The following is a 22797-nucleotide window of genomic DNA, read 5'->3' on the forward strand; positions in this document are numbered from 1 at the left end:
GGGTCCTCCCTTTCCCTGATGGACGCCGGTTGCGCCGCTGCGGGGCACAAAAAAGGCGAAGCATCCGCTTCGCCTTGTCACGCGCCGTCAGTGCTTGCGCGGCACCGGCTTGAGCAACTCGTCCGGCGGCATCTCGCAGTTGATCTTGCGCCCGAGCAGCTCTTCGATCGGCGGCAGGGCGAAGGCGTCGTCCTCGCCGGCGAAGCTGATCGAGGTGCCGCTGCTGCCGGCGCGGCCGGTGCGGCCAATGCGGTGCACGTAGTCGTCCGGGTCTTCCGGCAGGGTGAAGTTGATCACGTGGCTGATGCCTTCGACGTGGATGCCGCGGCCAGCCACGTCGGTGGCCACCATCACCTTGATCTTGCCTTCGCGGAAGCCTTCCAGGGCGCGGATGCGCTTGTGCTGCGGCACGTCGCCGGACATCTGCACGGCGCTGATGCCGTCGCGGGTCAGGCGTTCCTCGATGCGCCGCACCTCGTCCTTGCGGTTGGCGAAGACCATCACCCGGCTCCAGTCGTTCTGGGTGATCAGGTTGTACAGCAGCTTGTACTTGTCGGCGCCGGCGACGGCGTAGACATGCTGCTCGACCGTGTCGCTGGCGACGTTTTCCGGCTCGATCTCGACGATGGCCGGATCAATCGTCCATTGCTTGGCCAGGTTCATCACGTCTTCGGTGAAGGTGGCGGAGAACAGCAGGGTCTGGCGTTCGCCCTTCATCGGGGTCTGGCGGATGATCTGCCGTACCTGGGGGATGAAGCCCATGTCGAGCATGCGGTCGGCCTCGTCGAGCACCATCACCTCGACCATGTCCAGGTGCACCTCGCCGCGCTGGTTGAAGTCCAGCAGGCGACCCGGGGTGGCGACCAGGATGTCGCAGAAGCGCGATTCCAGTTGTTTGAGCTGCTTGTCGAAGTCCATGCCGCCGACGAACTGCATGACGTTGAGCCCGGTGTACTTGTTCAGTTCGGTGGCGTCCTTGGCGATCTGCACCACCAGTTCGCGGGTCGGCGCGATGATCAGTGCCCGCGGCTCGCCCATGTAGCGCTCTTTCGGCGGCGGGGTCTGCAGCAGCTGGGTGATGATCGAGATGAGGAACGCCGCGGTCTTGCCGGTGCCGGTCTGGGCGCGGCCGATGGCGTCCTGGCCCTTGAGGGTATAGCCCAGCACGCCGGCCTGGATCGGCGTGCAATAGGGGAAGCCGAGGTCGTGGATGGCGTGCATCAGCTCCGGGGCGAGCTTGAAGTCATGGAAGCGGGTCTTGCCTTCGGCCGGCTCGACCTTGAAGTCTTCCAGCTTCCAGGTGTCGACGGGCTTGGCCGCGCGCGCGCGTCGGGGCTTGGCGGCGTTGTCCTTGCCATCGCGCGCCGGCTTGGCCGGCTTGCTCGCAGGTTCTGCGCCGGCCGTGTTGGCGGGCGCCGCGTCGTCGCTGCGCTTGGGCTTGGCGGGGCGGCTGGTCGTTTCGGGCGAGGCGTCATTGCCGCGCGGCGTTGCGGGTGTGGCGGGCGTGCTGGGCTGCTCGCCTTCGGCTTTGCCGAACATCTTCTTGAGTGCTTTGAGCACGGTCATCTCATCAATTGGTTAAGGAGTGAACGGCGGCCAGTGTAAAGCAAGAACCCGGCGCGGCGAAGTACCGTGCTCGGGGGCTTGTCAATGCCTGGCGCGCGATATGCCTGAATCCTCTCGCCAGTCGGCTCGATCAGTCCGCCGGCAGGCTGGCGAGCAGCAGCCGTTGCACGTTGCCGCCCATGATCGCGGCGACCTCACTCTGGTTGAAGCCGGCCGCCAGCAGCCCTTCGGTCAGCTGGGCCAGGCCTGTGACGTCGAAGGGCGTATGCACGGTGCCATTGAAGTCCGAGCCGAGGGCGACATGCTCGACGCCGATCAGCTCGGCACTGTAGCGGATGGCCCGGACTATGGCCTCGATCGAGGTGGCGCACACGGCCGTGTCCCAGTAGCCGATGCCGACCACCCCGCCGCTGGCGGCAATGGCCTTGAGGTGGCGGTCGCTGAGGTTGCGCGTGCCGGGGCAGGTGCCTTCCACTCCGGTATGGGAGACCAGCAGTGGTCGTGTGCTCATGGCCAGCACGTCGTCGATCAGGGCGCGGGAGGCGTGGGCCAGGTCGATCAGCATGGCCTTCTCCTCCAGGCGCGTGATCACCTGGCGCCCAAGGGGGGTCAGGCCGCCCTTGTCCAGGCCATGGGCCGAACCGCCGACTTCGTTATCGAAGAAGTGGGTCAGGCCGGCAATGCGGAAGCCGGCATCGTAGAGCCGGTCGAGGTTCTCCAGGCGCTCCTCGAGCGGATGCAGGCCCTCGGTGGCGAGCAGGGCGCCGACCCGTTGCGGATCCTGGCGCCAGGCCTCGACGAAGCGCGCCAGGTCGCCGCGGGTGCGGATCAGCACCAGGCGCCCGGCGCTGTTCGCGGCAGCCGCCTCGAGTTTGCCGGCCTGGTACAGGGCGCGCTGCAGCAGGCTGTTCCAGGTAGCGCGCGGCCAGCGCTGGGCCATGGCCAGCAGGGTGATGTTGTCGCTGTCGGCGCCATTGCGTTCGTAGTTGAGTCCGCGTGGGGTCTTGGTCACGGTGGAGAACACCTGCAGCGCCACCCGCCCTTCGAGCTGGCGCGGCAGGTCGGAATGGCCGTAGCTGTGGCGCTGCAGCGGGTCGCGTTGCCAGAGCAGTGCGTCATCGTGCAGGTCGGCGACAAACAGCCGGTCATGCAAGTGCCGGGCAGCATCACCGGTCGGGTAGGGCGGTGGGCTGGCGACGCTGTTCAGCGTGCGGTCGAGGATGTGCGGCAGGGAGAAGAACACCAGGGTCGAAATGAGCAGCAGGAGCAGGGCGATCAGCAGTTTGCGCATGTTCGGGCCATCCAGGCTTGTCGTTTTGCCGGTCACTCTACAAGAGCGGGTGTGACGATAGCAGCGCGTTGGCCGCTAATCGGCGGCGATGTGCGGCACGTTCGGTTCGCCCAGGTGAGGTGCGGCACTGGCCGGGTGTCGGCGGTGCGTCAGTCCTCTATCCACACAGGCAGTTGCGGCCCTGCTGCTTGGCCCGGTACAGCGCGCTGTCGGCCCGGGCGACCAGACTCGGCAGGCTGTCCTGGTGGCGCATCTGCGCCAGGCCGATGGACAGGGTTACCCCCGGCAGCACGCCGATCGGCGCATAGAAGGAGGGGATGTGCTGCAGGGCCAGACGCAACCGCTCGCCGATGCCCCGCGCTTCCTGCTCGCCGATCTCCGGCAGCAGGATGACGAACTCCTCGCCGCCATAGCGGATCAGGCTGTCCTTGGGGCGCAGCTGGCCGCGCAGGGTCTGGGCGACCAGGCTCAGCGCATAGTCGCCGGCCAGGTGGCCGTGCTGGTCGTTGTAGGCTTTGAAGTGATCGACATCCAGCATCAGCATGCTCAGGGGCTGCCGGTTGAACGCGCAGCGGGTGCTTTCCCGGTCGAACACATGCTCCAGCCAGCGGCGGTTGTATGCGCCGGTGAGGCTGTCGACATTGGCGTTTTGCTCACTGTCCAGCAGGCTGCGGTTGCCTGTGCGCACGCGCTCGCAGAGCAGGCTCAACAGGTTGTGCATCAGGTCCGGCGATTGCTCGAACAAGCCGATCAGTGCGCTGCGGTGCAGGCGCAGCACGCGGCTCGGCTCGCTGGCCACCACATAGGCCGAGGGCGGCTGGTTGTCGATGAGGCTGATTTCTCCGGCGCAGTCGCCCACCTTCAGCGTGCCCACCGGCTGGTTGTCCGGCGAGCCCAGGTAGACCCTGAGCCGGCCCTTGACCAGCAGGTAGAGGTGTTCGTTGCGGTTGAACGGCGAGAGCAGTATCTCGCCGGCTTCCAGCTCGCGGGCGTGAAACGCCTCGAGTACTTGGTTCACGCTGCCGGCGGCGACGTTATTGAACAGTCGCTGCTGGCGAGCGTGCTGCAGGTCGGCCTGCCACTGCGCCTCGTTCATCGCAGGCGCGAGTGACGCGGGCCATGGGGGATGGTGGGCATCGCGAACACTCCCTGTCGTATGGCGATTTCCAATCCCGACAGTATGCCGGCCGGGCGGGGCTGGCAATCCTCAGGCCGCGACTCAACGAGCGGAGGCCGAGATTCTGACTACCCCGTCACGTTTCGGCGCTCGGCGCGCCCGTTGGGGCGTCATGGCGCGGTGCTGGACCCCGGGGTGCGGCGGCTGAGGCGTTCTTCCAGCCAGGCGGCTATGTCGCGTATCTGTTCCGGCAGGACCTCGTGGGCCATCGGGTACTCGCGCCACTTCGCGTCAACGCCCTGGGCCGTCAGATAGTCATGGGCGGCGCGGCCCAGTGTGGGCTGCACCACGTCATCGAAGGTGCCGTGCAGGCACAGCACCGGCACCTGCGTTTTGTCCTCTGTCAATTGGATGTCGTCGTTGAACGTCGGGGCGTAGGTGGACAGCGCCAGTACCCCGCCCAGCGGCCCCTGCCAGCGCAGGAACGCTGCATGCAGGACCACCGCGCCCCCCTGGGAGAACCCGGCCAGGAAGATCCGCGTCGGGTCTATGCCGCTGTCGCGCTGCGCTTCGATCAGGGCGATCACCTGCTGCGCCGAGGCTTCCAGTTGTTCCTGGTTGATTGCCCGGGCCGGACTCATGGCGAGGATGTCGTACCAGCTGGGCATGGCCCAGCCGCCGTTGATGGTCACCGCCTGGGTAGGCGCCTGGGGCAGCACGAAACGGGTGCTGGGCAGGCGCTCCTGCAACGCTTCGGCCACCGGCAGGAAGTCATAGCGGTCCGCGCCCAGGCCGTGCAACCAAATGACGCACGCGTCGGCGCTGGGTGTGGGGTGAAGAATCAGGGGTTCGCTCATGTGTGGCTCCAGTCTGGTGCGGCCGCGCTCATATTGGGCGGCTGGCTTTTCGGCCAGTGACTAATATCGGAAGAAGATGTCGCAAGGTTACAAGTTTTGCGCTTGACCTGTCCGTATGGTGGTAATGGCAAGGTGCTGGTACGGGCTTTGCTACAGCCAAGTGGACTGATGACGTTGCCCGGTGCGGTAACACATTGTGCCAGGCCGGGCGCGGAACAGATGGGAAGCCAATTTGATGGGGTTTCCAAAGGTTCGCCTAGCATTGCATGTGTGGCGATGAGCAAATGGCTATCCGTCTCTGACCCATTCGACCAATGGGTGAGCGAGAGTTTTATGGCCGAAGGAAGATTCGCCAACTAGACTCTCGCACAGGTCTAACCCGCCAGTTGGAGGCGTTGCTGCAGACGCGTTCGACGTGCCCCAAAAGGGTATGGTGGTAAGGCCGAGACTCCTACACAAAAAAAGCAACTGGAGGTTTTAATGAAGATGGTGAAATCCACCCTGGCGGTACTGACTACCGCAGCCGTACTCGGGGTTAGCAGCTTCGCCCAGGCGGGCGCTACTCTGGATGCAGTGCAGAAGAAAGGTTTCGTGCAGTGCGGTATCAGCGATGGTCTGCCGGGCTTCTCCTATGCGGATGAGAAGGGCAACTACCTGGGCCTCGACGTTGACGTGTGCCGTGCCGTGGCAGCCGCCATTTTCGGTGACGCGACCAAGGTCAAGTACAGCCCGCTGACCGCCAAGGAGCGCTTCACCGCGCTGCAGTCCGGCGAAGTCGACATCCTCTCGCGTAACACCACCTGGACCAGCTCGCGTGACGCAGGCCTGGGCCTGAACTTCGCCGGCGTCAACTACTACGACGGTCAGGGCTTCCTGGTGAACAAGAAGCTTGGCGTTTCCAGCGCCAAGGAACTCGATGGCGCCACCGTCTGCATCCAGGCCGGTACCACCACCGAGCTGAACCTCTCCGACTACTTCCGTGCCAATGGCATGAAGTACACCCCGATCACCTACGATACCTCCGACGAGAGCGCCAAGTCGGTTGAGGCCGGTCGTTGCGACGTGCTGACCTCCGACCAGTCGCAGCTGTACGCGCAGCGTATCAAGCTGGCCAACCCGGAGCAGTACGTGGTGCTGCCGGAAGTGATCTCCAAGGAGCCGCTGGGCCCGGTGGTCCGCCAGGGTGATGACGAGTGGTTCAACGTCGTACGCTGGTCGCTGTTCGCCATGGTCAATGCCGAGGAACTGGGTGTGACTTCGTCCAACGTCGTGGAAATGGCCTCATCCACCAAGAACCCGGATATCGCTCGCCTGCTGGGCGCCGAGGGTGAGTTCGGCAAGGACCTGAAGCTGCCGAAAGACTGGGCAGTACAGATCGTCAAGCAAGTGGGTAACTACGGTGAAAGCTTCGAGCGCAATGTCGGTGCCGGCAGCGAGCTGAAGATCGAGCGTGGCCTCAACGCCCTGTGGAACAAAGGTGGTCTGCAGTACGCACCGCCGGTGCGCTGACCGTCTTTGCTGGCGTCCCATTCTGGGCCGCCAGCATCGTTCTGATTACGTGAACCCCTGGCCCGCGGACGCGGGCAAGGGTGTTCCATGAGGGCTCCTATGCAAAACACCGCAGATACCCCGCACCCCAAAGGCTCGGTCTGGACCGATCCCAAGGTCCGCGCATGGATATTCCAGATTCTTGCCGTTATCGCCGTCGTGGCGATCGGTTGGTACTTGTTCGACAACACCCAGTCCAACCTGGAGAAACGCGGGATCACCTCCGGCTTCTCCTTCCTTAGCAACAGCGCCGGTTTCGGTATCGCTCAGCACCTGATCGAGTACACCGAAAGCGATACCTACGGACGAGTCTTCGTTATCGGCCTGCTCAACACCCTGCTGGTGTCGGTCATCGGCATCGTGCTGGCGACCATCCTGGGTTTTATCCTCGGCGTCGCGAGGCTGTCTCACAACTGGCTGATCAGCCGGCTGGCCACCATCTACATCGAGACGTTTCGTAATATCCCGCCACTGCTGCAGATTTTCTTCTGGTACTTCGCGGTCATGCTGTCCCTGCCGGGACCGCGGGGCAGTCTCGAGATCGGCCAGACCTTCTTCCTCAACAGTCGCGGTCTGTACATGCCGGCCCCGGGCGCGTCGGAGGCCTTTGGCACCTTCATCGGCGCGGTGTTGATCGCCATCGTCAGCACCGTGCTGATCGGTCGCTGGGCCAAGGCACGTCGGGAAGCGACGGGCAAGATCTTCCATGTATCCATCGCCGCGCTGGCGCTGATCATCGGGTTGCCGGGGCTGGCGATCATGGTGGCGGGTAATCCGCTGGTATGGAGCACGCCCGAACTGACCGGTTTCAACTTCACCGGCGGCTGGGTGATGATCCCCGAGCTGATCGCTCTGACCCTGGCACTGACCATCTACACCGCCGCGTTTATCGCCGAGAACGTGCGTTCCGGGATCATGGCGGTCAGCCATGGCCAGACCGAGGCGGCCCACTCCCTGGGCCTGAGCCGTGGCCTTACGCTGCGCTTCGTGGTGATTCCCCAGGCGCTGCGGGTGATCATTCCGCCGCTGACCAGCCAGTACCTGAACCTGGCGAAGAACTCCTCCCTGGCGGCCGGTATCGGTTACCCGGACATGGTCTCGCTGTTCGCCGGTACCGTGCTCAATCAGACCGGCCAGGCGATCGAGGTCATTGCCATCACCATGAGCGTGTACCTGGCGATCAGCATCAGCATTTCCATGCTGATGAACTGGTACAACAAGCGCATTGCGCTGATCGAGCGGTAAGGAGCAGCCCATGCAGACTCATACATTCAAACCCGACATGCAGCCTCCGGTGCTGAGCGTCGGTGTGCTCGGTTGGTTGCGCGCCAACCTGTTTTCCAACTGGTTCAACACCCTGCTGACCTTTCTCGCCATCTATCTGGTCTGGCTGATTGTTCCACCGATCATTCAGTGGGCCTTGATCGACGCCAACTGGGTCGGGACCACCCGCGCGGATTGCACCAAGGAAGGCGCGTGCTGGGTCTTCGTGCAGCAGCGTTTCGGCCAGTTCATGTACGGCTTCTACCCGACCGAGCTGCGCTGGCGTGTCGACCTGACGCTGTGGATGGCGGTGATCGGGGCAGCCCCGCTGTTCATCCCGCAGATGCCGCGCAAGGCCATATACGGCCTGAGCTTTCTGGTGGTGTATCCGCTGCTGGCCTTCTGGCTGCTGCATGGCGGCTTCTTAGGCCTGAGCGAGGTGGAAACCAGCCAGTGGGGCGGCCTGATGCTGACCCTGGTGATCGCCGCGGTCGGTATTGTCGGTGCCTTGCCGCTGGGCATCGTGCTGGCCCTCGGCCGGCGCTCGGACATGCCGGCGATCCGGGTGATCTGCGTGACCTTCATCGAGTTCTGGCGCGGCGTACCGCTGATCACCGTGCTGTTCATGTCCTCGGTGATGCTGCCGCTGTTCCTGCCGGAGGGCCTCTCCTTCGACAAGCTGATGCGTGCGTTGATCGGGGTGATCCTGTTCCAGTCGGCCTATATCGCCGAGGTGGTGCGCGGCGGTCTGCAGGCCATTCCCAAGGGCCAGTACGAAGCGGCCGCCGCCATGGGCCTGGGCTACTGGCGGATGATGGGCCTGGTGATCCTGCCGCAGGCGCTGAAGCTGGTGATCCCGGGTATCGTCAACACCTTTATCGCGCTGTTCAAGGACACCAGCCTGGTGATCATCATCGGCCTGTTCGACCTGCTCAACAGCATCAAGCAGGCGACCACCGACCCGGCCTGGCTGGGCATGGCCACCGAAGGCTATGTGTTCGCCGCCCTGGTTTTCTGGATTTTCTGTTTTGGTATGTCCCGCTACTCCATGCATCTGGAGCGCAAGCTGGACACCGGCCATAAGCGTTAGGAGTTTTGTCATGAGTGAAGCTATCAAGCAGTCGATCAGCGCCGCGCCGGGAATCATCCAGATGGACGGCGTGCATAAGTGGTACGGCCAGTTCCATGTGCTCAAGGACATCAACCTGAACGTGCAACAGGGAGAGCGCATCGTATTGTGCGGCCCTTCCGGCTCGGGCAAGTCCACCGCCATTCGTTGCCTCAATCGCCTGGAGGAACACCAGCAGGGGCGCATCGTCATCGACGGTACCGAACTGACCCACGACCTCAAGCACATCGAGGCGGTACGCCGCGAGGTTGGCATGGTGTTCCAGCACTTCAACCTGTTCCCGCACCTCACCGTGCTGCAGAACTGCACCCTGGCGCCGATGTGGGTGCGCAAGCTGCCCAAGCGCGAAGCCGAGGAAGTGGCGATGCATTACCTCGAGCGGGTGCGCATTCCTGAGCAGGCCAACAAGTACCCGGGACAGCTGTCCGGCGGCCAGCAGCAGCGTGTGGCCATTGCCCGTGCGCTGTGCATGAAACCGAAGATCATGCTGTTCGACGAGCCGACCTCGGCTCTCGATCCGGAGATGGTCAAGGAAGTACTGGACACCATGGTCGGCCTGGCCGAGGACGGCATGACCATGCTCTGCGTGACCCACGAGATGGGCTTTGCCCGTACCGTGGCCAATCGGGTGTTGTTCCTCGACAAGGGCGAGATCGTCGAGGAGGCCGACCCGGACACCTTCTTCACCAACCCGAAGAACGAGCGCACCCAGCTGTTCCTCAGCCAGATCCTGCACTGACCAATCGGTAACGTGCCGCATAAAAAAGGGAGCCAGGAGGCTCCCTTTTTTATGCGGCCGTATCTGAGCTTGCGGACCGCAAACGCGGTTCAGGCCGTCTGGCGCAGGCGCTGGCGAAAGGCGCCCGGAGACTCTCCGCACAGCTGCTTGAAGCGTTTGGCGAAGGTCGCGCGGTCGCCGTAGCCGACCTGCTCGGCAATCTGCTCCAGTGATCGCGCCGGATCGCTCAAGGTGCGCTGGGCGGCCTCAATGCGCAGTCAGGTTGTTGTCGATCGCGCTACCGGTCGCCGGCACTATCAGCAGCTCGGCGCTGGCTGCCAGCTCCAGGCCGCCGTCGACCCGGATGCAGGCGAACTCCAGTTCGACCGGTCGGGCATCGGCGCTGAAGCGCTGCAGATTGAACAATGGCCGTCCGGCCAGGCGGTTGCCCAGGGCGAAGGCATCGTGGGCCGTGCTCAGGCTGGAGCACGAGGTTTGCGGGCAGACATGCAGCGCGATCTGGAGCATGGGCTGGGCCGTCGACAGGGGTTTGGCGATTATTGACAAAAGATTGTCGATTGCGCCAATCGCGTCGCGGCGTAGCTGCCCCCATACTCATGGGCCCCATATCTTTGGAGCCGGACCTATGCGTAATCCCAATGCCGAACTGATCAGCCGGTTCTACCGGGCCTTCCAGCAACTGGATGCCGAGACGATGGCCGCCTGCTACGCCGAGGACGTGCGCTTCGGCGATCCGGTATTTCAGGACCTGCGCGGCGAAGAGGCGGCGGACATGTGGCGCATGCTGACGGCGCGGGCGCAGGACTTTTCCCTCACGTTCGACGCCGTGCAGGCCGATGATCACCAGGGCAGCGCGCGCTGGACGGCCCGATACCTGTTCAGTCAGACCGGCAACCACGTGGTCAACCATATCGAGGCGCATTTTCGCTTTGCCGACGGCAAGATCATCGAGCATCGCGATCAGTTCGACCTGTGGAGTTGGGCGCGCCAGGCGCTGGGTCGCAAGGGGCTTCTGCTGGGCTGGGCGCCGCCGGTGCAACGTGCCATTCGGCGCCAGGCAGCCAGGGGCCTGGAGCAGTTCCGGGCGGCGCGTCAGGCGCAGGGCTAACGCCGCGGCGGCGACGGCGATGGCGCAGTGTTAGTCTTGTGCTCTGCCCTTATCGTCGACAGGCAGTGGCATGTCTGCCGAATTGCGCGATGAGTCCATCCCCCGGTCAGGAAGCCGTCCGTGAGTGAATTGTTGCAGTCGATAAGCAAAGCCAAGGCCTGGAGCGTGCACGCGGTGACCGCCAGCGGGGTGATCCTGGCGCTGCTGGCGTTGCTCGCGGTGCTCGATGGGCGGCCCCAGGTGTGCCTGCTGTGGCTGGGTCTCGCGCTGCTGGTCGATGGCCTCGACGGCACGTTGGCCCGCCACTTTCACGTCAAGTCCGTGCTGCCGCATTTCGATGGGGTGACCCTGGACCTGGTGATCGACTACCTGACCTATGTGTTCATCCCGGCGATCTTCGTCTACCGCTTCATCCCCCTGCCCGAATACACCCCGTTGCCCGCGGTCGGGCTGATCCTGCTGTCCTCGCTGTTCTGTTTCTGCAACGTCAACATGAAGAGCCAGGACAACTACTTCGTCGGCTTTCCGGCCGCCTGGAACGTGGTGGTGGTGTACCTGTACCTGCTGGACTTCACGCCCTGGCTGAGCTTCGCCACCATCCTGCTGCTGTCCGGCCTGACCCTGTCGCGGATGAAGTTCCTGCACCCCTTCCGGGTCAGGCAGTTCATGGCGGTCAATATCGCGGTGACCCTGGTGTGGATGCTCGCCTGCGGCGTGCTGATTCTGCTGTACCCGGCCAACCCGACCTGGCTGCTGGTGATCTGGCTGCTGGCATCGACCTACTTCGTCGGCATCTGTCTGTGGCGCACGGCCCGGGAATGGTTCGCCAGCGATGCCTGAAACCCCCGACAAGGCCTGGTTCGTCTATCTGGTACGTGCCGGCAATGGTGCCCTGTACTGCGGCATCAGCGACGATCCGCGGCGACGCTTCGCCCAGCACCAGCGCGGCAGGGGCGCGCGCTTCTTTCATTCCAGTCCGGCGGTGGCGCTGGTCTACACCGAGGCCTGCGCCGGCAAGGGTGACGCGCTGCGCCGCGAGCGGGCGATCAAGCGCCTGGGCAAGGCCGCCAAGGAAAACCTGGTGGCCAGCGGCGGCCTTATCGGCCTTACTGATGACGGGCTATCAGGGTAGCCGGGTAGGCCGACGCGGCGCAGCCGAGTAAGCTTTGACTTTATCCCATACGTTGCGGAGCCATTCATGCACGAGCTGATCCTGCACCATTACCCGACCTCGCCGTTTGCCGAGAAGACCCGCCTGATGCTGGGCTTCAAGCAGCTGTCCTGGCGTTCGGTGATGATCCCGCCGCTCATGCCCAAGCCGGATCTGACCGCGCTGACCGGCGGCTATCGCAAGACCCCGGTGCTGCAAGTAGGGGCCGACATCTACTGCGACACGGCCGCGATCGCCCGCCGCCTGGAGGCGGAGAAAGCCACCCCGGCGCTGTTCCCCGAGGGCCAGGAGTTCAATGTCGCCAGCTTCGCCCAGTGGGCCGACTCGCTGGTGTTCCAGCATGCGGTGAGCCTGGTGTTTCAGCCCGAGTCCGTGGCGGTGCGTTTCGCCTCCCTGCCGCCGGAGTTCCTCAAGGCCTTCGTCGCCGACCGCAGCGCCCTGTTCAGCGGCGGCCAGGCCACCCGTCTGCCCCTCGAGCAGGCCAGGCACCAGTGGCCGACCCTGATGGCGCGCCTGCAACAGCAGTTGAGCCGGGAGCAGGGCGATTTCCTGTTCGGCGAGCCGTCCCTGGCCGACTTCGCCATGGCCCATCCGCTGTGGTTCCTGCGCGGCACCCCGGTGACCGCACCGCTGGTCGATGACTACCCGCTGGTCGCCGCCTGGCTGGCGCGGGTGCTGGGCTTCGGCCACGGTTCGCTCAGCGAGATGAGCGCCGAAGAGGCCATCGCCGTGGCGCGCGAGGCCACCCCTGCGGCCTTGCCGGATGAGCCTTTCGACGATGCCAATGGCTTCCAGCCTAGTCAGCGGGTGGCGATCGCCGCCACCGACTACGGCGTCGACCCGGTCGAGGGCGAGTTGCTGTTCTCCGGTACCGAGGAGCTGATCCTGCGCCGCGAGGATTCGCGCGCCGGCTGCGTGCATGTGCACTTCCCGCGCTTCGGCTTTCGCATCGAGGCGCGCTAGGTAGAGGCAGGTGCGTTGACGGCTGCGGTGAGCCCTGTGCTCGAGGTGTGCCAGTCGGGCGGCCGCTAGGGGCTGCGGCAGAGGGGGCATTGCCCGGGCACCTGGGCCTGGCGCAGGTCGGGCAGTTGCGCGGCGAGCGTCTGGAAGTGCTCCAGGCGCTCGTAGCAGAGCACCAGCTCGGCGCCGGTGCGGTTATACCAGGCGTCCGGTGCGCCGCAGTTGCTCAGGCGCAGCACCAGTTCGCGGGGTAGCCGGTAGGTCTCGCTGGCCCGGCGGGCGATGGCTTCCACCTCGCCGGAGCGGCGCAGCTGTTCGAGCAGGTAACGGCCATTGCCCAGGCGCAGGCTCGGTGGCTCGTAGATCACCCGAATAGTGTGGCGGATCTCCTCGTCGGGACGACGGCCATGTTGCCGCTCGACCCAGGCCAGGGCCGTGCGTACCTGGGCGTATTCCTGGTCGCAATACAGGGCGCGTTCTACCGGCAGGCCGGTGACCTTGGGGATCCACTCCAGGCGGTCCGGATCGCTGCCATAGATCAGGCAAGCGAGGTTGTAGAAGCGCTGGGCGTCCAGGCCGTGGGCGGCCCAGGCGAAGACCTCCTCGGACTCCGGCTTCGCGCGCTGCCATTCCAGGCGCCAGTAGTCGGCGACATCCAGCAGCCTGGCGTAGAAGTCGGCGTCGCGGTGGCGCCCCGAGGAGAGGAACAGGCTGATGAAACCGAGCTGGTCGGCGGCGTCCTCTTCGCGACCGAGCACCGGCAGGCCCAGCTCGGCGATCAGCAGGTGACCCATCTCGTGCAGCAGGGTGAATTCGACATTGACCGCGACGAAGCGCGCGGTGTCGCTGCGCAGCGCCGCCGGCGGCGGCTCCTCGCTGCTCATCACCGTGGCCGGGGCTGCCCAGGCCAGCAGGCCCAGCAGGCCCCGCAGCAGCCATTGGCGGCCTTGTGTGCACATGCTTGCCCGGTGGCCGGGGGATTTCATCTGCGGTTCCTGGCGACTGAGGCTGGACCCCGATCCTCTGACTCTAGTTCAGCATCGCGCGCCGTGGATCAGTCCTTGCGTCGCTTCAGCTGATCGGTCAGCTGGGTCGGCAGGTTGCGGATGATCAGGGTGTCCTGGGCCTCGTCGTACTCGATCTTCGAACCCAGCAGGTGGGACTCGAAGCTGATCGACAGGCCTTCGGCGCGACCGGTGAAGCGGCGGAACTGGTTGAGGGTGCGCTTGTCCGGCGGAATCTCCGGCGACAGGCCGTAGTCCTTGTTGCGGATGTGTTCGTAGAACGCCTGCGGGCGCTCCTCGTCGATCAGTCCGGAAAGCTCCTGCAGGGTCATCGGCTCGCCCTGCTTGGCCTGGCTGCTGGCGTAGTCGACCAGGGTCTTGGTCTTCTCCCGGGCCGACTCTTCCGGCAGGTCTTCGCTCTCCACGAAGTCGCTGAACGCCTTGAGCAGGGTGCGGGTCTCGCCTGGGCCATCGACGCCCTCCTGGCAGCCGATGAAGTCGCGGAAGTATTCCGAGACCTTCTTGCCGTTCTTGCCCTTGATAAAGGAGATGTACTGCTTGGAATTGGCGTTGTTGCGCCATTCCGAGAGGTTGATCCGCGCCGCCAGGTGCAGCTGACCGAGGTCCAGGTGCTTGGCCGGGGTGACATCCAGGGCCTCGGTCACCGCCACCCCTTCGCTGTGGTGCAGCAGGGCGATGGCCAGGTACTCGGTCATGCCCTGCTGGTAATGGGCGAACAGCACGTGGCCGCCGACCGAGAGGTTGGATTCTTCCATCAGCTTCTGCAGATGCTCGACCGCCTGGCGGCTGAAGGCGGTGAAGTCCTGGCCGTCCTCGAGATAGGCCTTCAGCCAGCCGCTGAAGGGGTAGGCGCCGGACTCCTCGTGGAAAAAGCCCCAGGCCTTGCCCTGCTTGGCGTTATAGCTCTCGTTGAGGTCGGCGAGCATGTTCTCGATAGCCTGGGAGCTGCCCAGTTCGCTGTCGCGGGCGTGCAGCACGGCGGGGCTGCCATCGGGCTTCTTGTCGATCAGGTGAACGATGCAGTGGCGGATCGGCATGGGTGACTCTCTCGGCATTCTTCAGCGGTAAGCGCGGTCGTGGCGGCGTGCGGGCGCTGTTCCACGACCTTGGGGCGCGCAGTTTACCCGACGGACTCGCCCTGGGTCGCCCGTCGTCGCTGCAAGGCCTGCAAGCGTTCGATGACGTAGCGCAGGTGCATGTGCAACTGGTACAGCTCGTTGGAGTAGGACAGCGGCACCTCGACCTTGGACAGGCTGTCCTCGAGGCGCTCCAGGCGCTGGATCTCGCTGCCCAGGCGCTCCGGCAGGGTGCCGGCGTCCAGCTGCCGGTCGATCTCGCGCAGGTATTTGTACCAGCGGTAGATGCGTGCGCGGATGCGCCAGCGGTAGAGCGGGCCGACCGCCTTGAACAGGGGGATCAGCACCATCAGCAGGGGATCAGCAGGATGATGTAGCGGTCGGCCAGGGAGGCGATGCGAAACGGCAGGTAGCGCTGCAGAAGCGGCAGGCCGTTGTTGTAGTAGTGCGCGGCATCGCCGGCCAGGGCAAAGGTGCGTGGTTCGGCGCTGGGGAGGCTGCCGGCCGGGTCCAGCAGGCTGCCGTCCTTCATCACCTGGCGCGCCGCCTCGAGGAACAGCGGCGCCAGCCCCGGGTGGAAGTCCTGATTGACCACCAGGGTGGCGACCGGCGAGAGAATGTCGGTGTCCCGGGTCGGCGCGTTCAGGCGCAGGTTGAGCAGGCCTTCATGGACCGTGACGCGTTTGAGGAAGGGCAGGTGCGCCTGGTAGGCCGCGGCGCGGCCGAAGTGCGCCAGCGTCAGCGTGGGCGTGGCGGCCAGGCGCTGTATCCGGGCATTCTCCGCCGGGCTGACGAAGAAGGCGGCGTCCAGCTCGCCGGCGATCAAGGCATCGGCGGCCGGGTTGCCGCCCAGGGCCTGCCAGCTGCCCGGATACTGCTCGGCGGTGATGCCGTTGGCCGCGAGCAGCGCCTCGCTGGCGGCGCGGGTGCCGCTGCCGGCACCGCCCAGGGCCACCCGCAGGGGCCGCAGGTCGGCGAGCGAGCGGAAGTCGAGGTCCGCTCGGAGGAACAGCCACAAGGGTTCCTGATACACCGCGCCCAGGCTCTCCAGGCGCTCCCGCTCGGCGCTGCCGAGCGGGCGCTCCAGGCCACTCTGCACCAGGGCGATCTGCACCTGTGGCTCATCCGCCAGCAGCCGTTGCAGGTTGTCCCGCGAGCCGGCGCTGGGCTGCAGGGTCAGCTCGAAGCCCTGCTTGGCCAGTTCACCCTTGAGTTTCTCGGCGAAGGCCCGGTAGCCGCCGCCCTCCGAGCCGGTGGCCATGCTGGCGCTCATCGGCGGCGGCGGCGCGACGAAGTAGAACAGGGCGCCCACCAGGCCGGCCACCACCGGCACTATCCACAGATTGGCCAGCAGGATGATCTTCAGGTCTTTGAGCACACGGCGCATGGGGCATCCTTTCGGCGGGTTCGCCCCAAGCATAGAACCAGCTGCTGTCCGCGGTCATCCCGCAGCCCGTCAGGCTGTAGCTAGAGGGTGGTGCGCGTGGCGCCCGGCAATTTGCGCGGCCGCAGGTTGCGAGCGCCGTCGAGCAGCGCCAGCAGGCCCAGCAGTCCCAGGGCATACCAGGCGTCCACGCCGAGCATCGCCAGCACCAGGGTGCAGAGCAGGGTGCTGAGCCCCGCCAGCCAGCGCCACAGGCCTTTGAGCAGATACCAGCCGGCGGCCATGCTCAGCAGGTAGATCAGCACGAAGTTGCCGTTGGCGTAGCGGATCAGCTGATCGACCGACAGCGACAGGCTCCAGGCCAGGGTCGCGCACAGGGCGCAGCTCAACACCACCAGCAGCTGGGCGCGGCCGGGCACGCCATGGCGATTGCGCCGGGCCATGGCGGCGGGCAGCTTGCCTTCGTCGGCCAGGCTCCAGATCAGCCGGGCGAAACCCTGGATATACACGTTCATCGAGGCGAAGCAGGCCAGGTAGCCGACCAGCGCGCTGAGCCAGCGGGCCTTCTCGCCCAGCAGCAGGTCGAGCATGCGTGGCAGCGAGGCGGCGTCCGAGTGCACGTCGCCATAGGCCTGGAAGCTCAGCACGGCGACCGAACAGGCCCAGTACACCAGACCGGCCAGCAGCACGCCGAGCAGCAGGGCGAGGGGGAAGTCACGCTCGGGGCGCTTGAACTCCTCGCCCAGGTGGGTGAAGGCCTCGATGCCGACGAAGCACCAGAACATCACCCCCAGCGCCGCCGGCAGCAGCTGCCAGGAGCCCTCGATGGGCGGCAGCAGCTCCTGGCGCGCCAGTGGCAGTTCGCCGACCCACCAGATCAGCGCGATGGTGGCGATGATCGCCACGGCGATGGCGCCCTGCACGGCCCCGGAGGCCTTGGCCGGGCGCTGCCCGAGCAGCAGGATGGCGCCCAGGGTGGCGAGCTGAATGGCCAGGATCTGGCCGTGGCCGAGGTCGAACAGCGCCAGCCAGAATCCGCTGGCGATGCTCAGCGCCGCCGGCAGGCCGACCGGCAGCACTGCCAGGAACAGCCAGGCACTGATGCGTTCCAGGCGTGGGCCGAAGGCGCGGCCGATCAGGTGCGGCGCGCCACCGGCATGGGGAAAGTGGCGACCCAGTTGGGCGAAGGTGAAGGCCACCGGCAGCACCAGGGCGATGAGGATCAGCCAGGCCCACAGCGAGGCCTCCCCTGCGGCCGTGGCGGCCAGGGCCGGGACGACGAAAATTCCGGTGCCCAGCAGCGAAGTGCTCAGCAGGCCGATCCCTTGCAGCAGGCCCAGTTCTTGGTTGAGGCGGCTCATGATGTATGCTCGTGCGTCCTTTTTGGCCCTGCCATGTTACGCCGCCCAGCGACCTTCGATGGCTGGCGAAGCGCCGGCTTTGACCGGCAAAATGGCGGTATTGCCCGTCAATCTGTTCTTTGCGTGAGACCCCCGAGTGGACAAGTTCGATCAGCAGATACTCGCCCTGTTGCGCGCCGACGCCCGTCTGGCCGTGAGCCAGATCGCCCGCGACATCAACCTGTCGCGCTCCGCGGTCGCCGAGCGCATTCGCCACCTGGAGCAGGCCGGGGTGATCAAGGGCTACCACGCCAGGGTCGCCGAGCCCGCCGGCGCGGCGGTCAAGGCCTACCTGGAGCTGTTCTACCAGGGCGGGCGCTGCGAGAACTACGTGCAGCGCATGCGCAGCTTCAGCGAAGTGCGCCGCTGTAGCGGCATCAGCGGCGAGACCGACATGCTGGTGTACATCGAGGCGCCGTCCATGGAGCGGCTCAGCGAGATCCGCGGACAGATCGAAAACTACCCCGGCATGCACAAGGTCAAGACCCATATGGTGGTCACGGATTGGCCGATGTGAGTGGCTCCATGCGCATCCTCCACACCTCCGACTGGCACCTCGGCCAGCACTTCATGGGCAAGACCCGCCAGGCCGAGCATCGGGCCTTCTGCGCCTGGCTGATCGAGCGGGTTCGCGAGCACGGCGTCGATGCGCTGCTGATCGCCGGCGATGTGTTCGACACCGGCGCGCCGCCCAGTTATGCCCGCGAGCAGTACAACCGCTTGATCGTCGAGCTGCGCGACAGCGGCTGCGCGCTGGTGGTGCTCGGCGGCAACCATGATTCGGTGGCCATGCTCGGCGAGAGCAAGACCCTGCTGGAGCAGCTGGGAACCCGGGTGATTCCCGGGGTGAGCGGGGACCTAGCCGAGCAGTTGCTGGTGCTCACGCGCCGCGATGGCCAGCCCGGTGCCATTCTCTGCGGCATCCCCTTCATTCGCCCGCGCGATGTGCTGCAGAGCCAGGCCGGGCAGAGCGCCGCGGACAAGCAGCAGTCCCTGCAGCAAGCGATCCAGGCGCATTACCGCGACCTGTATGCCCTGGCCGAGGCCAGGCGCGCCGAGTTGGGCGGCGACTTGCCGATCATCGCCACGGGGCACCTGACCACGGTGGGCGCCAGCGCCAGCGAGTCGGTGCGCGAGATCTACGTCGGCAGCCTGGAGGCCTTTCCCACCAGCGCCTTCCCGCCGGCCGCCTATATCGCCCTGGGGCACATCCACCGGCCGCAGAAGGTCGGCGGCCTGGAGCACATCCGCTATTGCGGCTCGCCTATCGCGCTGAGCTTCGACGAGGCGCGGCAGCAGAAGGAGGTGCTGCTGGTCGAGCTGGATGGCGGCGGCCTGCGCGAGGTCAGGGCGCTGCCGGTGCCGCGTTTCCAGCCAATGCTGTCGCTGGGCGGGACGCTGGCCGAGCTGGCGCCGGCGATCGCCGAGGCGGCGGCCCAGGGCAGCGCCGAGCGGCCGGTGTGGCTGGAGGTGCGGGTCAGTGGCGACGACTACCTGAGCGACCTGCAGCAGCGCATCGCGGCCCTGTGCGAGGGGCTGCCGGTGGAGGTGCTGCGCATTCGTCGTGAACGCGGCAATGCCGTAGCGAGCCTGTACAGCCAGGCCCGCGAGACCCTGGATGAACTGAGCGTGGACGAAGTGTTCGCCCAGCGCCTGGCCGGCGAAAGCCTGGACGAGGCCGAGCAGGCGCGCTTGCAGGCGCTGTATCGCCAGGTGGTCGGCGAATTGCGCGAGGACCAGGCATGAAGATCCTCAGCCTGCGTCTGAAGAACCTCAACTCGCTCAAGGGCGAGTGGAAGGTCGACTTCGCCGCCGAGCCGTTCGCCGGCAATGGCCTGTTCGCCATTACCGGGCCGACCGGCGCCGGCAAGACCACCCTGCTCGATGCCATCTGCCTGGCCCTGTATCACCGCACGCCGCGCATGAGCACGCTGTCGGCCAGCGGCAACGAGCTGATGACCCGGCATACCGCCGACTGCCTGGCCGAGGTCGAGTTCGAGGTCAAGGGTACCGCCTACCGCGCGTTCTGGAGCCAGCGCCGGGCACGCGACAAGCTCGACGGCGCGTTGCAGGCGCCCAAGGTGGAGCTGGCGACGGCGGACGGGCAGATCCTCAGCGACAAGATCAGCGAGAAGCTGCGCGAGACCGAGCGCCTCACCGGCCTGGATTTCGAGCGTTTCACCAAATCCATGCTGCTGGCCCAGGGGGGCTTCGCCGCGTTCCTCGAGGCGGGTGCCAACCAGCGCGCGGAACTGCTGGAGGAGCTGACCGGCACCGACATCTATGGCCAGATCTCCCAGCGCGTGTTCGAGCAGACCCGCGAGGCGAAGGCCGCCCTCGAACAATTGCGCGCCAGGGCCGAGGGCGTCGAGCTGCTGAGCGAGGAGCAGCGTGGCGAACTGCAGGCGGAGGCCGAGCGCCTTGGTGCCGAGGAAGGCGCCTTGAGCCGGCAGCAGGCCGAGTTGCAGCGCCAGCGGCAATGGCACGAGGACCTGGCCAAGGCGCAGAGCCAGGAGCAGGCCGCGGCCCTCGCCGAACAGCAGGCCCAGGCCGAATGGCAGGCGGTCCAGGCGCAGCTGGCGCGCCTGGCGGCGAGCGAACCGGCGGCCGAGTTGCAGCCGACGCATCGTGAATGGCAGCGCGCCCGGCGACAGCTGCAGGACAGTCAGGCCGAGCTGCGCCAGATCGAGAATGAACAGCGGGACATGGCCGAGGCCCTGTGCCGCTCGGCCTGGCAGGGCGAGCAGTTGAGCCGGCAGGCGCTGCAGGCGCAGCAGCAGCGCCTGGACACGCTGGGCGAGCGCTGCGCCGAGCTGTCGCAGCGCCTGGCGGTGCAGCCGCAGCGCAGCCGCCTGGGCGAGTTCCTCGGCCTCTGGGGCAGTCAGTTCGAAGCCTTGGACAAGGGGCGAGTAGAACGGCTCGAGCTGGAGTCCCGCCAGCAGCGCGTGCAGGTTCAGCTCGGCGAGGTGGCCGAGCGCCTGCAGCAACAGCAGGCGGCGCTGGACCAGGCGCAGGCGGCGCGCGCCGCGGCGCAGCAGCTGCAGGCCAGCCAGCAGGCGCAGTTGCACGAGCTGCTGGACGGCCAGGATGACGCCGCGCTGCGTGCGCAATGGCAGCAACTGCTCGAGCAGCAGCGCCAGCTGGAGCGCCTGGCGCAGTTGGCCGGCCAGCGCCGGCAGCTGGCCACGCAGCTCGCCCAGCTGCAGCCGCAACTGACCGAGCAGCAGGCCGAGCGGGCCAGGCTGAGCGCCGCGCGCGACGAATTGCGCCGGCGCTTCGGCGAACTGCGCCAGCGGCTCGCGGAGCAGAACAAGCTGCTCGAACAGGAGCGGCGCATCCAGCAACTCGAGCAGTACCGCGCCGCCCTGCAGCCTGGCGAGGCCTGCCCGCTGTGTGGCTCCTGCGAGCACCCGGCGATTGCCGAGTACCAGGCGCTGAACCTGTCGGCCACCCAGCAGGCGCTGCAGGAGACGCAGCAGGCGCTCGACGCGGTGCATGGCCAGGGCGATCGACTGAACCAGCAACTGGCCCGGGTCGAGGCGCAGATCGAGCAGCTTCAGCAGGGCCTCGAGCGTTGCCGGCAGGAGGCGCAGCAGACCGATGAGGCCTGGGCGCAGGCATGCCGACAGGCGGGCCTGGCGCTGGACGATGAGCCGGCGCTGGTGCTCGAGCAGCAGCGTGCGGACGAGCGCCAGGCCGCCCTGCAGCAGCGCCTCGGCCAGCTCGACCGGCTCAAGTCGGCGCTGCAGCAGGCCAGCGAGGCGCTGCTGCAGCGCGACGGCGAGCTGAATGCCAGCCGCAATCAGCTGGCCATGCTGGAAAAGGACCGGCTTAACCTGGAGCAGGCGTTGCGCGACGCCGGCCAGCGCCTGGAGCAGCTGGCCGTGGCCCAGGCCGCGGAGCGCCAGCGTCTGGCTGACAGCCTGGCCGAGCTGGACTATCGGCTGCCGGAGGATGGCGCCGCCTGGTTGGCCGAGCGCGGCCGCGAGTGGCAGGCCTGGCAGCAGGACCGCCAGCAGCTGCAGGAGCTGACGCAGCAGCAAGGCGAACTGCGGCACCTGCTCAGCCGTGACGACGAGCAGGCCCGGCTCTGGCAGCAGCGCTGGCGCGACCAGCAGCGGGACGACCTCGCCGCGCTGCCGGCGGTGGCCGAGCCGCACGCCGCCTTGCAGCAGCTGGAGCGCGATTGGGCGCAGGCGCAGCAGCGCCATCTGCACTTGCAAGGCGGCGCGCAGTCGCTGCAGCGGCGCATCGAGAGCGAACGCCAGGGCCTCGAGGCGGCCTCCGGCGCCTGGCAAGCCGCGCTGGCGCTCAGCCCCTTCGCCGATGAGGCGGCCTTTCTCGCGGCCGTGCTGGACGATCGGCAGCGCCGCGAGCTGCGCGAACTGCAGGCGCGCCTGCAGCGCGCCCTGAACGAGGCCCAGGCCCTGGCCCAGGCGGCCAGGCAGCAGGTGGCCGAGCTACAGGCCGGTGGCCAGGCCGAGTCGGACCGTGAACAGCTGGAGGCGCGCCTGCTGGAGGTCGGCGGGCAGCTGAAGGGCCTGAGTCAGCGCCAGGGCGAAATCCGCGCGCAGCTGCAGGGCGACGCCGCGCGTCGGCTGAACCAGCAGGCGCTGTTCGCGGCGATCGACGCCCGCCAGGCCGACTACGACCTGTGGCAGCAGCTCAACAGCCTGATCGGCTCGGCCGATGGCGCCAAGTACCGCAAGTTCGCCCAGGGCCTGACCCTCGATCACCTGGTCTACCTGGCCAATCGTCAGCTCGAGCGCCTGCACGGCCGCTACCAGCTGGCGCGCAAGGCCGGTGGCGAGCTGGAGCTCGAGGTGATCGACACCTGGCAGGCCGACGTGGCCCGCGACACCCGGACCCTGTCCGGCGGCGAAAGCTTCCTGGTCAGCCTGGCCCTGGCGCTGGCGCTGTCCGATCTGGTCAGCCACAAAACCAGCATCGACTCGCTGTTCCTCGACGAAGGCTTCGGCACTCTCGACGGCGAGACCCTGGAGGTAGCCCTGGATGCCCTCGACAGCCTCAATGCCAGCGGCAAGATGATCGGCGTGATCAGCCATGTCGAGGCGCTCAAGGAACGTATCCCGGTGCAGCTGAAGGTGCACAAGGGCATCGGCCTGGGCTACAGCGGCCTGGACAAGCGCTTCGCCCTGTAGC

General features: G+C 66.5%; 20 protein-coding genes and 1 pseudogene. 11 read left to right on the forward strand and 10 right to left on the reverse strand.

The annotated features are described in order from the left end of the window. Nucleotides 1–87: 87 nt before the first annotated feature. The 4 genes from rhlB to LPB260_RS25130 form a co-directional block, all read right to left on the reverse strand. Nucleotides 88–1560 carry an ATP-dependent RNA helicase RhlB gene (gene rhlB, locus LPB260_RS25115; RefSeq protein ID WP_218281514.1) on the reverse strand — a complete coding sequence of 491 codons (1473 nt, stop codon included), beginning with the start codon at nucleotides 1558–1560 and terminating at the stop codon, nucleotides 88–90. 136 nt (nucleotides 1561–1696) lie between these two features. Further along, nucleotides 1697–2857, reverse strand: a complete 1161-nt coding sequence (locus LPB260_RS25120) for a dipeptidase (protein WP_208708606.1) — start codon at nucleotides 2855–2857, stop codon at nucleotides 1697–1699. Nucleotides 2858–3014: 157 nt separating this feature from the next. After that, nucleotides 3015–3953, reverse strand: a complete 939-nt coding sequence (locus LPB260_RS25125) for a GGDEF domain-containing protein (protein WP_208708607.1) — start codon at nucleotides 3951–3953, stop codon at nucleotides 3015–3017. Between the two features lie 191 nt (nucleotides 3954–4144). Next, entirely contained in the window at nucleotides 4145–4831 is a 687-nt protein-coding gene (locus LPB260_RS25130) for an alpha/beta hydrolase (RefSeq protein WP_208708608.1), read from the reverse strand. A gap of 480 nt (nucleotides 4832–5311) precedes the next feature. Between LPB260_RS25130 and LPB260_RS25135 the strand changes: the two genes are divergently transcribed. The 4 genes from LPB260_RS25135 to LPB260_RS25150 all read left to right on the forward strand — a co-directional run bounded on the left by LPB260_RS25135 (nucleotide 5312) and on the right by LPB260_RS25150 (nucleotide 9510). Next, nucleotides 5312–6340 carry an amino acid ABC transporter substrate-binding protein gene (locus LPB260_RS25135; RefSeq protein ID WP_208708609.1) on the forward strand — a complete coding sequence of 343 codons (1029 nt, stop codon included), beginning with the start codon at nucleotides 5312–5314 and terminating at the stop codon, nucleotides 6338–6340. Between the two features lie 99 nt (nucleotides 6341–6439). Continuing rightward, entirely contained in the window at nucleotides 6440–7624 is a 1185-nt protein-coding gene (locus LPB260_RS25140; RefSeq protein WP_208708610.1) for an amino acid ABC transporter permease, read from the forward strand. A gap of 10 nt (nucleotides 7625–7634) precedes the next feature. Beyond that, entirely contained in the window at nucleotides 7635–8732 is a 1098-nt protein-coding gene (locus tag LPB260_RS25145; RefSeq protein WP_208708611.1) for an amino acid ABC transporter permease, read from the forward strand. Nucleotides 8733–8742: 10 nt separating this feature from the next. Further along, complete coding sequence (locus tag LPB260_RS25150) at nucleotides 8743–9510, forward strand: amino acid ABC transporter ATP-binding protein (protein WP_208708612.1); 768 nt, start codon at nucleotides 8743–8745, stop codon at nucleotides 9508–9510. Nucleotides 9511–9599: 89 nt separating this feature from the next. Here LPB260_RS25150 and LPB260_RS29130 read toward each other — a convergent pair whose 3' ends face one another. Both LPB260_RS29130 and LPB260_RS29135 read right to left on the reverse strand, forming a co-directional pair. Further along, nucleotides 9600–9740 (reverse strand): AraC family transcriptional regulator, encoded by a 141-nt coding sequence (locus LPB260_RS29130; RefSeq protein ID WP_256625594.1) that lies wholly within the window; start codon nucleotides 9738–9740, stop codon nucleotides 9600–9602. A gap of 16 nt (nucleotides 9741–9756) precedes the next feature. After that, the gene (locus LPB260_RS29135; RefSeq protein WP_256625595.1) at nucleotides 9757–10017 is read right to left on the reverse strand and encodes a hypothetical protein; all 261 of its coding nucleotides are present in this window, start codon (nucleotides 10015–10017) and stop codon (nucleotides 9757–9759) included. 118 nt (nucleotides 10018–10135) lie between these two features. On the opposite strand from LPB260_RS29135, the gene LPB260_RS25160 reads away from it, so the two are divergent. The 4 genes from LPB260_RS25160 (at nucleotide 10136) to LPB260_RS25175 (ending at nucleotide 12752) form a co-directional block, all read left to right on the forward strand. Next, nucleotides 10136–10618: a nuclear transport factor 2 family protein gene (locus LPB260_RS25160; RefSeq protein WP_208708613.1), complete on the forward strand. Its 483-nt coding sequence runs from the start codon at nucleotides 10136–10138 to the stop codon at nucleotides 10616–10618. Between the two features lie 120 nt (nucleotides 10619–10738). Beyond that, complete coding sequence (gene pcsA / locus LPB260_RS25165) at nucleotides 10739–11458, forward strand: phosphatidylcholine synthase (RefSeq protein ID WP_208708614.1); 720 nt, start codon at nucleotides 10739–10741, stop codon at nucleotides 11456–11458. Next, nucleotides 11451–11750: a GIY-YIG nuclease family protein gene (locus LPB260_RS25170; RefSeq protein WP_208708615.1), complete on the forward strand. Its 300-nt coding sequence runs from the start codon at nucleotides 11451–11453 to the stop codon at nucleotides 11748–11750. The genes pcsA and LPB260_RS25170 overlap by 8 nt, the downstream gene beginning before the upstream one ends. A 66-nt stretch (nucleotides 11751–11816) precedes the next feature. Continuing rightward, nucleotides 11817–12752: a glutathione S-transferase family protein gene (locus LPB260_RS25175; protein WP_208708616.1), complete on the forward strand. Its 936-nt coding sequence runs from the start codon at nucleotides 11817–11819 to the stop codon at nucleotides 12750–12752. A 65-nt stretch (nucleotides 12753–12817) separates the two neighbouring features. Here the strand turns inward: LPB260_RS25175 and LPB260_RS25180 are convergent, their stop codons facing one another. The 4 genes and pseudogenes from LPB260_RS25180 to yjeH form a co-directional block, all read right to left on the reverse strand. Beyond that, on the reverse strand, nucleotides 12818–13735 hold the full coding sequence (locus LPB260_RS25180) for a DUF4344 domain-containing metallopeptidase (protein ID WP_256625596.1): 918 nt from the start codon (nucleotides 13733–13735) through the stop codon (nucleotides 12818–12820). A gap of 68 nt (nucleotides 13736–13803) precedes the next feature. Further along, nucleotides 13804–14811 (reverse strand): nucleoid-associated protein YejK, encoded by a 1008-nt coding sequence (gene yejK / locus LPB260_RS25185; RefSeq protein ID WP_208708617.1) that lies wholly within the window; start codon nucleotides 14809–14811, stop codon nucleotides 13804–13806. Between the two features lie 83 nt (nucleotides 14812–14894). Next, nucleotides 14895–16237 (reverse strand): annotated as a pseudogene (locus LPB260_RS25190) (TAXI family TRAP transporter solute-binding subunit). A gap of 80 nt (nucleotides 16238–16317) precedes the next feature. Continuing rightward, nucleotides 16318–17595 carry an L-methionine/branched-chain amino acid transporter gene (gene yjeH / locus LPB260_RS25195; protein ID WP_208708619.1) on the reverse strand — a complete coding sequence of 426 codons (1278 nt, stop codon included), beginning with the start codon at nucleotides 17593–17595 and terminating at the stop codon, nucleotides 16318–16320. Nucleotides 17596–17731: 136 nt separating this feature from the next. Here yjeH and LPB260_RS25200 point away from each other — a divergent pair, with 136 nt between their 5' ends. From LPB260_RS25200 to LPB260_RS25210, 3 genes are read left to right on the forward strand one after another with little or no spacing between them, the layout of a single operon-like run. Beyond that, nucleotides 17732–18151, forward strand: coding sequence for an Lrp/AsnC family transcriptional regulator (locus LPB260_RS25200; RefSeq protein WP_208708620.1), 420 nt, complete (start codon nucleotides 17732–17734; stop codon nucleotides 18149–18151). Between the two features lie 8 nt (nucleotides 18152–18159). Continuing rightward, nucleotides 18160–19380 carry an exonuclease subunit SbcD gene (sbcD, locus tag LPB260_RS25205; RefSeq protein WP_208710157.1) on the forward strand — a complete coding sequence of 407 codons (1221 nt, stop codon included), beginning with the start codon at nucleotides 18160–18162 and terminating at the stop codon, nucleotides 19378–19380. Continuing rightward, a complete protein-coding gene (locus tag LPB260_RS25210) occupies nucleotides 19377–22796 on the forward strand; it encodes an AAA family ATPase (protein WP_208708621.1) in 3420 nt (1139 codons plus the stop codon). The genes sbcD and LPB260_RS25210 overlap by 4 nt, the downstream gene beginning before the upstream one ends. The last annotated feature ends 1 nt before the right edge of the window (nucleotide 22797 follow it).

Source organism: Pseudomonas sp. LPB0260, from assembly GCF_013388395.1.

Excerpts from the sequence above, each read along its gene's own strand:
- LPB260_RS25140 (WP_208708610.1), top strand. The coding sequence starts at position 6,440 with ATGCAAAACACCGCAGATACCCCGCACCCCAAAGGCTCGGTCTGGACC.
- LPB260_RS25135 (WP_208708609.1), top strand. The coding sequence starts at position 5,312 with ATGAAGATGGTGAAATCCACCCTGGCGGTACTGACTACCGCAGCCGTA.
- LPB260_RS25170 (WP_208708615.1), top strand. The coding sequence starts at position 11,451 with ATGCCTGAAACCCCCGACAAGGCCTGGTTCGTCTATCTGGTACGTGCC.
- yejK (WP_208708617.1), bottom strand. The coding sequence starts at position 14,811 with ATGCCGATCCGCCACTGCATCGTTCACCTGATCGACAAGAAGCCCGAT.
- LPB260_RS25160 (WP_208708613.1), top strand. The coding sequence starts at position 10,136 with ATGCGTAATCCCAATGCCGAACTGATCAGCCGGTTCTACCGGGCCTTC.
- LPB260_RS25125 (WP_208708607.1), bottom strand. The coding sequence starts at position 3,953 with ATGAACGAGGCGCAGTGGCAGGCCGACCTGCAGCACGCTCGCCAGCAG.
- LPB260_RS25145 (WP_208708611.1), top strand. The coding sequence starts at position 7,635 with ATGCAGACTCATACATTCAAACCCGACATGCAGCCTCCGGTGCTGAGC.
- LPB260_RS25130 (WP_208708608.1), bottom strand. The coding sequence starts at position 4,831 with ATGAGCGAACCCCTGATTCTTCACCCCACACCCAGCGCCGACGCGTGC.
- LPB260_RS29135 (WP_256625595.1), bottom strand. The coding sequence starts at position 10,017 with ATGCTCCAGATCGCGCTGCATGTCTGCCCGCAAACCTCGTGCTCCAGC.
- LPB260_RS25175 (WP_208708616.1), top strand. The coding sequence starts at position 11,817 with ATGCACGAGCTGATCCTGCACCATTACCCGACCTCGCCGTTTGCCGAG.
- LPB260_RS25210 (WP_208708621.1), top strand. The coding sequence starts at position 19,377 with ATGAAGATCCTCAGCCTGCGTCTGAAGAACCTCAACTCGCTCAAGGGC.
- LPB260_RS25180 (WP_256625596.1), bottom strand. The coding sequence starts at position 13,735 with ATGAAATCCCCCGGCCACCGGGCAAGCATGTGCACACAAGGCCGCCAA.
- sbcD (WP_208710157.1), top strand. The coding sequence starts at position 18,160 with ATGCGCATCCTCCACACCTCCGACTGGCACCTCGGCCAGCACTTCATG.
- LPB260_RS25120 (WP_208708606.1), bottom strand. The coding sequence starts at position 2,857 with ATGCGCAAACTGCTGATCGCCCTGCTCCTGCTGCTCATTTCGACCCTG.
- yjeH (WP_208708619.1), bottom strand. The coding sequence starts at position 17,595 with ATGAGCCGCCTCAACCAAGAACTGGGCCTGCTGCAAGGGATCGGCCTG.
- LPB260_RS25150 (WP_208708612.1), top strand. The coding sequence starts at position 8,743 with ATGAGTGAAGCTATCAAGCAGTCGATCAGCGCCGCGCCGGGAATCATC.